General features: G+C 62.1%; 15 protein-coding genes. 11 read left to right on the forward strand and 4 right to left on the reverse strand.

The genetic code is table 11. The features are described 5' to 3' along the window. Window positions 1-115 precede the first annotated feature (115 nt). The 11 genes from ubiE to AC13RM_RS20440 all read left to right on the forward strand — a co-directional run bounded on the left by ubiE (window position 116) and on the right by AC13RM_RS20440 (window position 11619). Window positions 116-892: a bifunctional demethylmenaquinone methyltransferase/2-methoxy-6-polyprenyl-1,4-benzoquinol methylase UbiE gene (gene ubiE / locus AC13RM_RS20390; RefSeq protein ID WP_374820667.1), complete on the forward strand. Its 777-nt coding sequence runs from the start codon at window positions 116-118 to the stop codon at window positions 890-892. Window positions 893-954: 62 nt separating this feature from the next. Beyond that, complete coding sequence (ubiB, locus tag AC13RM_RS20395) at window positions 955-2529, forward strand: 2-polyprenylphenol 6-hydroxylase (protein ID WP_374820670.1); 1575 nt, start codon at window positions 955-957, stop codon at window positions 2527-2529. Window positions 2530-2739: 210 nt separating this feature from the next. Then, complete coding sequence (locus tag AC13RM_RS20400; protein WP_374820673.1) at window positions 2740-4323, forward strand: aromatic amino acid lyase; 1584 nt, start codon at window positions 2740-2742, stop codon at window positions 4321-4323. A gap of 27 nt (window positions 4324-4350) precedes the next feature. Beyond that, window positions 4351-5709, forward strand: coding sequence for a hydantoin-5-propionate amidohydrolase (gene ertD / locus AC13RM_RS20405; protein WP_374820676.1), 1359 nt, complete (start codon window positions 4351-4353; stop codon window positions 5707-5709). 23 nt (window positions 5710-5732) lie between these two features. Further along, window positions 5733-7007, forward strand: coding sequence for a Zn-dependent hydrolase (locus tag AC13RM_RS20410; RefSeq protein WP_374820679.1), 1275 nt, complete (start codon window positions 5733-5735; stop codon window positions 7005-7007). A gap of 3 nt (window positions 7008-7010) precedes the next feature. Continuing rightward, the gene (gene ertC, locus AC13RM_RS20415; RefSeq protein ID WP_374820682.1) at window positions 7011-8111 is read left to right on the forward strand and encodes a thiohydantoin desulfurase; all 1101 of its coding nucleotides are present in this window, start codon (window positions 7011-7013) and stop codon (window positions 8109-8111) included. An 18-nt stretch (window positions 8112-8129) separates the two neighbouring features. Beyond that, window positions 8130-8459, forward strand: a complete 330-nt coding sequence (locus AC13RM_RS20420) for a TfoX/Sxy family protein (protein WP_374820684.1) — start codon at window positions 8130-8132, stop codon at window positions 8457-8459. A gap of 42 nt (window positions 8460-8501) precedes the next feature. After that, window positions 8502-10163 carry a thiourocanate hydratase gene (gene ertB, locus AC13RM_RS20425; protein ID WP_374820687.1) on the forward strand — a complete coding sequence of 554 codons (1662 nt, stop codon included), beginning with the start codon at window positions 8502-8504 and terminating at the stop codon, window positions 10161-10163. 72 nt (window positions 10164-10235) lie between these two features. Beyond that, window positions 10236-10910 (forward strand): spermidine synthase, encoded by a 675-nt coding sequence (locus tag AC13RM_RS20430; protein ID WP_113231829.1) that lies wholly within the window; start codon window positions 10236-10238, stop codon window positions 10908-10910. 65 nt (window positions 10911-10975) lie between these two features. Then, window positions 10976-11218 (forward strand): antitoxin, encoded by a 243-nt coding sequence (locus AC13RM_RS20435; protein WP_113231828.1) that lies wholly within the window; start codon window positions 10976-10978, stop codon window positions 11216-11218. After that, on the forward strand, window positions 11215-11619 hold the full coding sequence (locus AC13RM_RS20440) for a type II toxin-antitoxin system VapC family toxin (protein ID WP_374820691.1): 405 nt from the start codon (window positions 11215-11217) through the stop codon (window positions 11617-11619). Before AC13RM_RS20435 ends, AC13RM_RS20440 begins: the two co-directional genes overlap by 4 nt. On the opposite strand, the gene AC13RM_RS20445 is transcribed toward AC13RM_RS20440, so the two are convergent. The 4 genes from AC13RM_RS20445 to AC13RM_RS20460 form a co-directional block, all read right to left on the reverse strand. After that, on the reverse strand, window positions 11616-12020 hold the full coding sequence (locus AC13RM_RS20445; RefSeq protein WP_285175509.1) for a GFA family protein: 405 nt from the start codon (window positions 12018-12020) through the stop codon (window positions 11616-11618). The two genes, AC13RM_RS20440 and AC13RM_RS20445, sit on opposite strands and share 4 nt — an antisense overlap. Window positions 12021-12025: 5 nt before the next feature. Continuing rightward, window positions 12026-12508, reverse strand: a complete 483-nt coding sequence (locus AC13RM_RS20450) for an SRPBCC family protein (protein WP_184367514.1) — start codon at window positions 12506-12508, stop codon at window positions 12026-12028. Then, on the reverse strand, window positions 12492-12833 hold the full coding sequence (locus AC13RM_RS20455) for an ArsR/SmtB family transcription factor (protein ID WP_488555455.1): 342 nt from the start codon (window positions 12831-12833) through the stop codon (window positions 12492-12494). Before AC13RM_RS20455 ends, AC13RM_RS20450 begins: the two co-directional genes overlap by 17 nt. Window positions 12834-12919: 86 nt before the next feature. Then, window positions 12920-13306: a VOC family protein gene (locus tag AC13RM_RS20460; protein ID WP_374820698.1), complete on the reverse strand. Its 387-nt coding sequence runs from the start codon at window positions 13304-13306 to the stop codon at window positions 12920-12922. Window positions 13307-13312: the final 6 nt, after the last annotated feature.

The raw sequence follows: 13312 nt of genomic DNA on the forward strand, positions 1-13312 counted from the left end.
TTTAAGAGATCGGAATCGATTTAAGGAGAGAATTATGCAGCAAGTTTAAAGTGTTACAGCGACCTTTGCGCGCCATAAATGACGCGCGGCGCTGTAATGTAACGGAGTTGAGCCGATGGCAGAAAGCCGCACCTCCGCCGATGGCGGCATGGAAACATCCTATGGCTTCCGCGAAGTAGCCGATGGCGAAAAGCAGGGTCTCGTCAACGAGGTATTCCACAAGGTCGCCAAGCGCTACGACGTCATGAACGATGTCATGTCGATGGGCATGCATCGCGCCTGGAAGGACGGGATGATATCAGCGCTCAATCCGCGCAAGGACCCTGCCTACAAGGTGCTCGACGTCGCCGGCGGCACGGGCGATATCGCCTTCCGCATCGTCGAGGCCTCCAACCGGCTGGCGCATGCGACGGTGCTCGACATCAACGGCTCGATGCTGGCCGTCGGCGCCGAGCGTGCGGAGAAAAAGAAGCTTTCCGACAACCTCACCTTCGTCGAGGCGAATGCCGAGGAGCTGCCTTTCGAGCGGAACTCCTTCGACGCCTATACGATCGCTTTCGGTATCCGCAACGTGCCGCACATCGATGTGGCGCTGAAGGAGGCCTATCGCGTCCTGAAGCGCGGCGGTCGGCTGCTCGTGCTCGAATTCTCCGAAGTCGACCTGCCGCTGCTCGACCGCGTCTACGACGCCTGGTCCTTCAACGCCATTCCGAAATTCGGCAAGGCGCTAACAGGCGATGCCGAACCCTATCAGTATCTGGTGGAATCGATCCGCAAGTTCCCGAACCAGCAGGATTTCGCGACGATGATCCGCGAGGCCGGCTTCTCGCGCGTGAGTTTCACCAATTACACCGGCGGCATCGCGGCGCTGCACTCCGGCTGGAAGCTCTGAAGCATGATGTCGAGCCATATCATGCGGCTGACGGCCTCCTCTCTTCGAGACCTTGAGACGCTATGAGTGCTTTCAGCGCATATTTCGGCCTTGTTCGGGTCGGCTGGGTGCTCGTGCGCGAAGGCGTGGTCATGGCACTGCCATCGGAAGGGCTGCCGCCCTCCGTCAGTCTCGCCAAGTCCTTCGTCAGCATCTTTGCGCGCAGGAAGGCGAAGAGCCAAGCGCGCAGCGACCGGCTCGCCCAGGCGGTCGAGCGGCTCGGGCCCTCCTATGTGAAGATCGGCCAGTTCCTGGCGACCCGACCCGATGTCGTCGGCGTCGACATGGCCAATGACCTGTCGAAGCTGCAGGACCGGATGGCCTTCTTTCCGCATGAAACGGCGACGGCAGCCATCGAGTCTTCGCTCGGGCGGCGGATAGATGACCTCTATGCCAGCTTCGATGAGCCGATCGCCGCCGCTTCGATAGCGCAGGTGCATCCGGCGGAGGTCGACACGGCCGAAGGGCGCAAGCGCGTTGCCGTGAAGGTGGTCCGGCCTGGCGTGCGCCAGCGTTTTTCCAACGATATCAAGGCGATGTATCTCGTGTCACGGCTGCAGGAGCGCTTCATGCCGTCCAGCCGGCGCCTTCGTCCGGTGGAGGTGACGAAGACGCTCGAGCAGACCACGAAGGTCGAGATGGATCTGCGGCTGGAAGCAGCCGCGCTGTCCGAAATCGCCGAAAATACCGAGAAGGATCCGGGCTTCCGCGTTCCAAAGGTCGATTGGGAACGTACCGGCCGCGACGTCATCACCATGGAGTGGATCGACGGCGTCAAGATGTCCGACGTTGAGGGGCTGAAGGCGGCCGGCCACGATCTCAACGCGCTCGCCGATACGCTGATCCAGTCCTTCCTGCGCCATACGCTGCGCGACGGCTTCTTTCATGCAGACATGCACCCGGGCAATCTCTTCGTCGATGCGACCGGCATGATCGTTGCCGTCGACATGGGCATCGTCGGACGCCTGGGGAAGAAGGAACGCCGTTTCCTTGCCGAAATTCTCTACGGTTTCATCACCCGCGATTATATCCGGGTGGCCGAAGTGCATTTCGAAGCCGGCTACGTACCTGCCCATCACAATATAGAAAGTTTTGCGCAGGCTATCCGTGCCATCGGGGAGCCGATCCACGGCCAGCCGGCCGAAACCATCTCCATGGGCAAGCTTCTGACCCTGCTCTTCGAAGTGACCGAACTCTTCGACATGGAGACTCGGCCCGAGCTGGTCATGCTTCAGAAGACCATGGTCGTGGTCGAGGGCGTATCGCGCATGCTCAATCCACGCTTCAACATGTGGAAGGCTTCCGAACCGGTCGTCGGCGACTGGATCCGCACCAATCTCGGCCCGAAGCGGATCATGACCGATCTGAAGGATGGTTTGAAAGCGGCTGTGAAGCTTGCCGAAGCCGCACCCGAGATTGCGGCGAAGACCGAGAAATTCCACCACGAACTGCTGCATATGAGCGAAAACGGCCTGCGTTTCGATCCGCAGACTGCCGAAGCAATCGGCAAGGCCGAGGCCAAGCACAGCCGTTCCGGCCGCTTTGCGCTTTGGGTAATTGCGCTGACGCTGCTCTATGTCGCCTGGCACCTGAGCTGATCGCGAAGTTTTCGGATGCTTCGTCCTCGTCTCGGCCAAAATAGCTGGCCGGTGCAGGAAGCCCCATGCGCGCGCAAAAACATAGAGTTGCGCAACGTACGCACTCGCCTCAAAATCAGTCTGTCCGGCACGGATCGAGGTGTTCGCCATTTGGGATATCCCATTGACGACAAGGCTCGCATAGCCTTGCAAAAAAGGAGAACAGCAGAGATGGAGCGTCAGAGAGCCGGCATCGAACTCACCGGGCAGCCCCTTGGGTTCAGCGATCTGGTGCGGATCGGTGCGGGAGCCGTCCTACCATCGGCGTCGGAAAGCGGCATGGCCAGGGTGCGGCTGGCGCGCGGCGTTCTCGAAAGCACCATTCAGTCGGGCATGCCCGTCTATGGCTCCACGACCGGTGTCGGCGCCATGAAGGATGTCGAATGGTCCCCCGAAGATCTCGATGCCTTCAATCTCGGCCTCGTGCGCGCTCATCATTTCGGCACTGGCGCGCCCTTCTCCATGTCGGTCGTCCGCAATGCGATGGCGATCCGGGTCAACACCGCGCTCACCGGCCAAGTAGGTTGTTCGCAGGAGCTGATTGAAGCCTATCTGCAGCTGTTGAGCTCGGATGTCATTCCCGTCGTCAGGCGTACGGGCTCGATCGGCTGCGCGGATATCGGCCTGATGGGCCAGATCGGCGCGGTTCTGACCGGCGTTGGCGAGGCCGTCTATCGCGGCCGCCGCATGCAGGCTGCCGATGCCTTCGATGCCGCCGGCATCGCTCCCGTCAGGATGATGCCGCGCGACAGCCTGGCCTCGCTCAGCGTCAATGCGGTCAGCTTTGCCGCCGCCGCCGAGACGACCCGCAATGCCGCCGCCTCTATCCGCGTGCTGCTTGCGACGGGCATGATGGCGGCCGGTGCACTCGGCGCCTCGCGCGATCCGTGGATTGCCGTGCGCCATGTCGGCACCGCCCGCGAGGCACTGATCGGTGCGTGGCTCTGCAACGCTTCGGATGAATGGCCCTGGCCGGTCGCGACCCATGTGCAGGACCCGCTGAGCCTGCGCATGATCGCCCAGGTCTTTGGCGCCGTCATCGAAAACCTTTTGACGGCCGGCCACAAGATCCTGGCAGCCACCGGCCGCTCGGATGACAATCCGGTCATCGTCGATGGCCGTGTGATGACGTCAGGCGGCTCCCTTCCGCTCGATGTCACCGTACTTCTGGAAGCGGCCGTGATCTGCATGGCCCATGCGGCCCGCAATGCCTTCAATCGTTGCGTCCTGCTCGGCAACGGCCAACGGCGCGGCCTTCCCGTCAATCTCGTGCCGGAAGGCAGGATCGCGACTGGCTTCGGCCCGATCATCAAGCTTGCCGGCGAGATCTTCTCGCGTGTTCTGTCCATGTCCAATCCGGTCTCGGCGCAGTCCCTCGTTGTGGCAGCCGGGATGGAAGATGAGGCCGCCTTCCTGCCGCTGGTCATCGAACGTTTCGAGCGGCAGATGCGGGCACTGAAGCGTCTGGCCGCTCTTGAAGCCCTGCTGTCGGCCCAGGCGATGGACATTCTCGGCGACAAGCCGGAAGGCGTGGCGCGCATGCTCTATGACGTCGTGCGCAAGCATGCCGATTTCTATGTGGTCGATCGGCCGCTATCGGCCGAAGTGGAGGCGATCGAGGAGGAGCTGGGCTCGGAGGCTTTCGTTTCAGAGTTGATCGCTCACAAGCCGATCCTCGCCTATGATGATTTCTTCGCACTCGGCTCGCTGGAGCGGGTCGAAGAGCGGCTTTATCGCGACACCGTTGCTATCTGAACCCACCGACGAGCGGAGAGAATGCACATGGCCGATTTCGATCTTGTTCTGCAAGGCACCGTGGTGCTGCCTGAACGCATCGTGGAAGCCGGCTATGTCGCCGTGCGCGACGGTAAGATCGCCGAGATCGGCATCGGCGTGCCGCCGACCGCACGCGAGCGGCACCTGCTCGGCAAGGCGCTGATCCTGCCTGGCGCCATCGACGCACAGGTTCACTCCCTCTCGCAGAAGGACCAGGAGGATTTCATCTGGTCGACGCGTTCGGCAGCCGCCGGCGGCGTCACCACCATCGTCGACATGCCCTATGACGAAGGCAATCTCGTCTGTTCGGCAGCGGCGGTGAAGAAGAAGATCGACCACGCCGCGCCGCAATCGCGCGTCGACTTCGCCCTATACGGCACGGTCGATCCCGAAGAAGGCCCGGCGCGCATCGCCGAGATGGTCGAGGCCGGCGTGGCCGCCTTCAAGTTCTCCACCTTCGGCACCGATCCCAAGCGCTTTCCCCGCATTCCGCCCGCTCTCCTCGATGCCTGCTTTGCCGCTATCGCTCCGACGGGCCTGACCGCCGGCGTCCACAACGAAGACGACGAAGCGGTGCGCGCCTATATGGAGCAGGTGAAGGCAAGCGGCGTGACAGACTATCGCGCCCACGGCCTTTCGCGACCACCGATCACAGAGCTACTCGCCATGCACACGATCTTCGAGACGGGTGCGAATACCGGCTGCCCGGCTCATGTCGTGCATTGCTCGCTCGGCCGCGGCTACGACATCGCGCGCGCCTATCGCCGCGACGGCTTCGAGGCGACGGTCGAATGCTGTATCCATTACCTGACGCTCGACGAGGAAAACGATGTGCGGCGTCTCGGCGGCAAGGCGAAAATTAATCCGCCCATCCGCCCGCGCGCCGAAGTGGAAACCTTGTGGCGCAAGGTGGCGGAAGGCAATGTCTGGCTTGTCTCGACCGACCATGTCAGCTGGTCGGAAAACCGCAAGACCAATCCGGACATGCTGGCGAATGCTTCCGGCGTGCCGGGACTGGAGGTTATGGTGCCGCTCTTCCTCAAGGGGGCCCTCGAACGCGGCGTGCCGCTGACCTGGGCCGCAAAGCTGATGGCGGAAAACCCGGCTAAGCATTTCCGCCTCGACCACATCAAGGGCGCGCTGACGCCGGGCAAGGACGCCGATATCGTCGTGCTGGAACCGCGAGAAACAGTTTATGACGCAGCCGCGAGCGGCAACAACGTCGTGGGCTGGAGCCCCTATAACGGCATCCGCCTGCCCTGGACTGTGTCCGCCGCCTACCTTAGAGGCAAGCAGATCACCGAGGGACAGAAGGTGTTGGCCGAACCCGGCTCCGGCAACTTCGTCCGCCCCTTGCCTCGCTAAATTCTTGCCGGAGAAACTGCCTGATGACCGACGCCAAGCGCCACAACCTGCCCGTCAACGCCGACCGTATCGCCGAGGATATCGATGCGCTGGCCGGCATCACCGATCCGGGCCATCCCTGGACACGCCGCGCCTTCTCGCCGCTCTTTCTGGAAGGCCGCGCCTATATCGACGCGCGGATGAAAGCTGCAGGACTTGAGACGCGCATCGATGCCGCCGGCAATCTGATCGGCCGGCGCGCAGGCACGAAACCCGGCCTCGGCACGATCCTTGTCGGCTCGCATTCCGACACCGTTCCCGATGGCGGCCGCTTCGACGGCATCGCCGGCACGATTGCGGCGCTTGAAGTGGCGCGCTCCTTGAAGGATCGCGGCATCGAGCTCGATCACGATCTGGAGATCGTCGATTTTCTCGCTGAGGAAGTCAGTATCTTCGGCGTATCCTGCGTCGGCAGCCGCGGCATGACCGGGCAGATCCCAGAGGCGTGGCTCTCCCGCACAAGCGGCGACCGCACGCTTTCGCAGGGCATTACCGAGGTTGGTGGCAATCCTTCGGTGCTACTCGCCCAGAAGCGCCCGGATCTTGCCGGCTTCCTGGAACTGCATATCGAGCAAGGTCCAGTGCTGGAAGCCGAGAACAAGGATATCGGCATCGTCACCGCGATCGCCGGCATCACCCGCATCGAAATCACAGTTGAAGGGCGCGCCGACCATGCCGGCACGACGCCGATGGACCGCCGCGCGGATGCGCTGGTGGCTGCTTCACAGCTGGTCCTCGACATTCGCCAACGCGCCACCGAGCAGGCAAAGACGCCGGGTCATTTCGCTGCGACCGTGGGCGAATTCCGTATCGAGCCGAATGCGGCCAATGTCGTGCCGTCCAAGGTCGTGCTCCTGATCGACGGCCGCGCCGAAATCCGCAGCGACATGGAAGATTTCCTCGCATGGATCGACGGTGAGGTGAAGACCATCGCCGCCGATTATGGCGTGACGATCAACCCGCCTGTGCGCGTCTCCGACAATATGCCGACGCCGGGCGCTCCGATGCTGCTCGAAACGCTCGAGCGCGCCTGTGACACGGTTGGTGCCAAGCATCGCCGCATGGCCTCCGGCGCCGGCCACGACACGGCCTGGATCGCCAAGGTCGCGCCGGCCGCCATGATCTTCGTGCCCTGCAAGGAAGGCCGCAGCCATTGCGCCGAGGAATGGGCCGAGAATGACGACATCGCCATGGGTGCCGCCGTTCTTTTCGAAGCGGTGCGCGACATGGACAAGAATCTCAAACAGAACCGGGAGTAGCCAATGGGACGCGTACTCGTTGCCAAGGATGTGGAAGCGGCCGTCAAGGGCGGCTCCGTTTACGCCGCGGGCGGTGGCGGCTGGGCCGATCACGGCCGCATGCTCGGCTATGCGGCCGTGAACGTCGGCAAGCCGGAACTGGTGTCGATCGAGGAACTCAACGACAACGACTGGATCGCCACGGCAGCCGCCATCGGCGCACCGGCCTCCACGACCCCTTGGGAAATGCAGGGCATCGATTACGTAAAGGCCGTACAGCTGCTGCAGGACGAGCTCGGCGAAAAGCTTTCCGGCTTGATCATCGGTCAGAACGGCAGGTCTTCGACGCTGAACGGCTGGCTGCCGTCGGCGATCCTCGGAACGAAGGTGGTAGACGCGGTCGGCGACATCCGCGCCCATCCGACTGGTGATATGGGCTCGATCGGCATGGCCGGTTCGCCCGAGCAGATGATCCAGACCGCCGTCGGCGGCAACCGCGCCGAAAACCGCTATATCGAGCTTGTGGTGAAGGGCGCGACGGCGAAGATCTCGCCGATCCTGCGTGCGGCATCCGACCAGTCCGGCGGCTTCATCGCCTCCTGCCGCAATCCCTTGCGCGCTTCCTACGTCCGTACACATGCGGCGCTCGGCGGCATCTCCATGGCGCTTTCGCTCGGCGAAGCGATCATCGAGGCGGAAAAGAAGGGCGGCAGCGCCGTCATCGACGCCATCTGCAGGACGACCGGCGGCCACATCCTGGCCGAAGGCACGATCAGCAGGAAGGATGTCGTCTACACGAAGGAAGCCTTCGATATCGGCACCATCACGGTCGGCAGCGGCGACAAGGCCGTCACCATGCATGTGATGAACGAATACATGGCCGTCGAGGATGTCGGCGGCAAGCGCCTCGCAACCTTCCCCTCCGTCATCACCACGCTGTCGCCGGAAGGCGAACCCTTGAGCGTCGGCCAGCTGCACGAAGGCATGAAGGTTTTCATCCTGCATGTGCCGATGGATATCATTCCGCTGTCTGCCAGCGTGCTCGACCCCACGGTCTATCCCTCCGTCGAAAAGGCTATGGGGATCGAGATCGCGAAATACGCTCTGGCCGGCAAGAAAGGCTGAAAGGCGCGGGAGGCGCAGATGGCACGTGACGCTGGTCTCGAAGAATTGCTGAGAGAAGAGCTCGGACCGCGGCCCGGGCTCAGCGAAAAAGGAATGTTCGGCGGTTGGGCCTTTCTGCTCAATGGCCATCTATTCTGCGGTGCCCGTATCGACGGGATGTTGATTCGTCTCGGCAAGGGCAATGATAGCTGGGCGCTGGAGCAGCATGACGTCAAAACCATGTTGATGGGCGGCCGCGAGATGAAGGGGTGGCTGCGTGCCGGGCCGGAAGCCTATGGTAACGACATGCTGCGCAAGCGGCTGCTTCTGGCCGCGCTGGACTTTGTCGAAGGCCTGCCGCCGAAATAGCCGAGCCGCCAAAATAACAATTGAGACAGGGAAGGGAAATCCATGCCGAAAGCCAATCCACGTCACCCGAAATTCCCCATTCCGGGCGGCCCGGAGCTGCGAGCCAAAGGCTGGCGGCAGGAGGCTCTGCTGCGCCTCCTCGAAAACGTGCTCTCGGTCGGCGAAGATCCGGACAATCTCGTCGTCTACGCAGCCCTCGGCAAGGCGGCCCGCAACTGGGCGGCGCATAAGGGCATCGTCAAGGCACTCACCGAAATGGATGAGAACCAGACGCTGCTCATTCAGTCCGGCAAGCCGATCGGCCTGATCCGCACGCATGACAAGGCGCCGCTCGTCATCATGGCGAACTGCAACATCGTCGGGCAATGGGCGAAGGCGGAAGTCTTCTACGAGCTGCAGCGCAAGGGCCTGATCTGCTGGGGTGGTCTGACGGCCGGCGCCTGGCAATATATCGGCAGCCAGGGCGTGATCCAGGGCACCTATGAAATCTTCATGCGCATTGCCGAGCGCCGCTTCGGCGGCGACCTCTTTGGTCGCTTCGTACTCACAGCCGGTCTCGGCGGCATGGGCGGCGCGCAGCCGCTTGCCGGCCGCATGGCGGGTGCTGCGATCCTCTGTGTCGATATCGATGCCGAGCGCGCCAGGAAGCGCAAGGAAATCGGCTATCTGCAGGAAATCGCACCTGATCTCGATTCCGCGCTGGCGATGATCGATGCCGCCGTCAAGGAGAAGCGGGCGCTTTCCGTCGGGCTGGTCGGCAATGCGGCGGAGATCTATCCCGAGATCGCGCGGCGCGGCATCGTGCCCGATATCGTCACCGACCAGACCTCGGCGCACGATCTCGTCTATGGCTATGTGCCGAAGGGCATGAACCTGCAGCAGGTTCGGGACTTGCGCGACGATGGCCAGGGCCAGCTCATGGCGGCCAGCCGCGCTTCGATCGTCGAGCATGTGAAAGCCATGCTGGATTTCCAAAAGAAGGGTTCCGAAGTCTTCGACAACGGCAACCTGATCCGCACCCAGGCGAAGGAAGGCGGCGTTGCGAACGCTTTCGATATTCCGATCTTCACCGAAGCCTATCTGCGGCCGCTCTTCTGCCGCGCCATCGGCCCGTTCCGCTGGATGGCGCTTTCGGGCGAGGAAAGCGATATTGCCCGCGTCGACGATCTGCTGCTGGAAATGTTCCCCGACAACAAGATCATCACCAACTGGATCAAGCTTGCCCGTCAGCATGTACCCTTCGAAGGACTGCCGGCACGCATCGCGTGGCTCGGCCACGGCGAGCGGACGGCGCTGGCCCGCCGCGTCAACGAGCTTGTGGCGAGCGGCGAACTCAACGGTCCGATCGCCTTTTCGCGCGACCATCTCGATGCCGGCGCCATGGCGCATCCGAACATCATGACCGAGCGCATGAAGGACGGCTCCGACGCCATTGCCGACTGGCCGCTGATCGACGCCATGATGCTCTGCTCGTCCATGGCCGATCTCGTCGTCGTCCATTCCGGCGGCGGCGGCTATGCCGGCTATATGACGAGCTGCGGCGTCACCGTGGTTGCCGACGGCACGCAAGCGGCCGACGAACGGCTCGACCACGCGCTGACCAACGACACGGCGCTTGGCGTCATGCGCTATGCCGATGCCGGCTATGAGGAAGCGCTGGACGAAGTTGCGAAAAAGGATGTGCCCTATATCCGGCTGGGGTAAGGCGCGTCTGTTCTTAGCAGCCTCGAGAGATTATGGTCCCGGGCAATTCGGAACAAGTTTTGAGAGTCGCCCGTGATCCCCTGGACCTTGCTCGACACTGCGAAAATCCCTGGCGGCGGCGAGCTGCGTTTGAAGCAGCGCGGCCAGGAATTTTCCATCATGCTCGGCACCAACGAGCTGATGAACAGCCGCCTGAGCGGCTCCGAGCGGGCGCTTGCCACGCTTTCCTGCGAGAAGATCAGGGGCCGGAAGGCGCCGCATATACTGATCGGCGGCCTCGGCATGGGCTTCACCTTGCGCGCGGCCCTCGGCGAACTCGATGCGGATGCCAAGGTAACGGTTGCCGAGTTGGTTCCGGCTGTCGTGACTTGGGCGCGCGGGCCGATGGCAACGGTCTTCGACGGCTGTCTCGATGACCCGCGCGTCGCCATTCATGAGGGCGATGTGCGTCCGCTCATCCGCGCCCGCAAGGCGTCTTACGACGCTATCCTGCTCGATGTCGACAACGGCCCAGATGGCATCACGTCAGAGGCCAATGACGGGCTTTACGACTATCAGGGCCTCAAGGCGGCGCGTGACGCCTTACGCCCGGGAGGTGTGCTCGCGGTCTGGTCTTCAGGACCTGACGAGCGCTTCACAAGGCGGCTGCGCGACAGCGGTTTTGCTGCCGAGGTGGTCAATACGCGCGCCAATGGCAAAACGGGCGCGCGTCATGTCATCTGGCTCGCGATAAAATCGGGATCATAACGCCTCGAATTGAAATAGCGCCCAAGACGCTATATATCAATGTCATATCTCAAAGGAGCTATGGCATGGACACCGCAAAGATCTTCTGGTCGGGCCGCTCGCAGGCCGTACGCTTGCCGAAGGAATTCCGCCTCGATGGCGAAGAAGTACGCATCCGCCGGCAAGGAAAGGCAATCATTCTGGAGCCGATCGCCGAAGATTGGGATTGGCTGGAAGCTGTTACGGGGCCGGTTGATCAAGACTTCGCAGAAGCGACCGAAGAAGAGCCCGCTGAACAGCAAGGCCCCGAGCTGGATATCTTCAAGTGAAGTATCTGCTCGACAGCAATGCCGTCATCGCCCTGATGAAAGGACATTCCGGCTTCGTCAGCGAGCTTCGCAGGCACAAGCCGCAGGATTTTGCCATTCCGGCCATCGTCGCACACGAGTTGTTTTACGGTGCCTATAAGGGGCAACGCGTTGCCGACAACCTAGCGCGTGTAGATGCCCTTCAATTCGAAACGCTGGATTTCGGTAAGGAAGATGCCCGTGTAGCCGGCGAAATTCGCGCAAGCCTCGCTTCCCTTGGCACACCGATCGGTGCCTATGACGTTTTGATCGCGGGCCAGGCCGTCGCCCGCGATCTGATCCTGATAACGCACAATGTCAGGGAATTCGAGCGCGTTCCCAAGCTACGTTTCGAAGATTGGGAGTCCTCGCCGAGCGGCTAAAGATAACGCGTTTCCTCCGGCGCGCGATCGAAGCGGTCGTCGCGGCCGTCGAAGTAGCCGACGGGAAGCGAGGCGAGTTCTTCATCGGTGGCATCGTCCAGGCAGCTGATACTGATCGCATAGAACTTGCCGCCGAGTGCGGGATTTTCACCCCAGTTGAAGGAGCTGATGCCGCAATTTTTGCAGAAGAGGTGATGCAGGATGCGCGGGCCGAACTGATATTCGCCGATGCTGTCCTCGCCCGAGGTCAGGCGGAAATCGGCGGGTGTGGCGACAGCCAGCCAGTTGCGTTTCTTCTTGCAGATCGAGCAATTGCATTTGAAGGTACCGCCCTGCAGGTCGAGATCGGCTTCGTAAGCGACGGCACCGCAATGGCAGCTTCCGTGATAGGTCTTCTTCATCACTCTCATCCTTCCCTTGAGGTGGCTTCTGCGTAAGCGACGTATTTGTCGAGGGCCTGCTCCCAGCCGCCGGTCTGCAATCTCAGCTCTGTATCGTCAGGCAGCTCGACCTTGCGGAAGACGAGGCGCGTCTTCTCGCCAAGCTCATGGAATTCCACGGTCACCTGCATCGGGTGTTCGGGCCGACCCTCCTGGTTTTCCCAGGCAAAGGTGAAGACGAGGCGCTCGGGCGGGACGATCTCCAGATAGCGACCGTGGCTCCAATATTCCTTGCCCTCCGGCGTGAGAATGCAGTGCCGCCAGGCGCCCCCTTCCCGCAGGTCGACGGAAACGGATGGGGCCGTCATGTTTTGCGGTCCCCACCAGCGCATCAGATGTTGCGGTTCCGTCCAGAGGCGAAACAGCAGGGCACGCGGCGCGGCAATCTCGCGGGTTAGCACGATCTCGCGCGGCGGCCGCATGCTGCCGCCCTCAGTTGCTGGGGTCATTCTTTCCTCCATTTTGCAATAGTGCCGCGTAGGCTTCCAGGCGATCGAGATTGTCGTTCCAGAACTGGCGATAGCTCTCCAGCCAGTCATCGACCTGCCGCAGCGGTTTCGCTTCCAGCCGGCAGGGCCGCCATTGCGCCTCCCTCCCCTTCGAGATCAGGCCGGCTTTCTCCAGAACCTTCAGATGTTTGGAGACGGCAACCAGCGACATGTCGAAGGGTTCGGCCAGCTCGGAGACGGATGCCTCGCCGCTTGCCAGCCGCGCCAGGATTGCCCGGCGGGTTGGATCGGCTAGGGCCGAAAGGGTCGTGCTCAACGCGTCCATTTTATAAACCATATAGTTAATTAACTTATTGGTTTAATATATGACGCAAGCGAGCGATGTCAAGAAGCTGCTGCCGCCACGCAATCTCAGGAAATGATGTTGGACACTTCGATCAGGTTCTGGTCGGGATCGCGGAAATAGACGGAGAGAATGGGGGCGGTCGCGCCGGTTCGGCGCACGGGGCCTTCCTCGATCACGACATCCTCGGCCTGCAAGTGAGCGATGACGTCATCCAGCGGCGTGGTGCTGATGAAGCAGAGGTCGGCCGAACCCGGTGTCGGCCGCTCGGCCTTCGGCTCGAACTCATGGCCGGCTTGATGCAGATTAATCTTCTGATTGCCGAAGGTGAGAGCCTTGCGGCCTTCCCTGAAAGTTTCGACGCCCATACCGAGGACGCGGGTATAGAAATCGCAACTCTCCTCGATGCTCGCAACCGTGAGAACCAGATGATCGAGATGGTCGATACGGATCATGGCAGC

This window comes from Martinezella sp. CNPSo 3732, assembly GCF_057784515.1.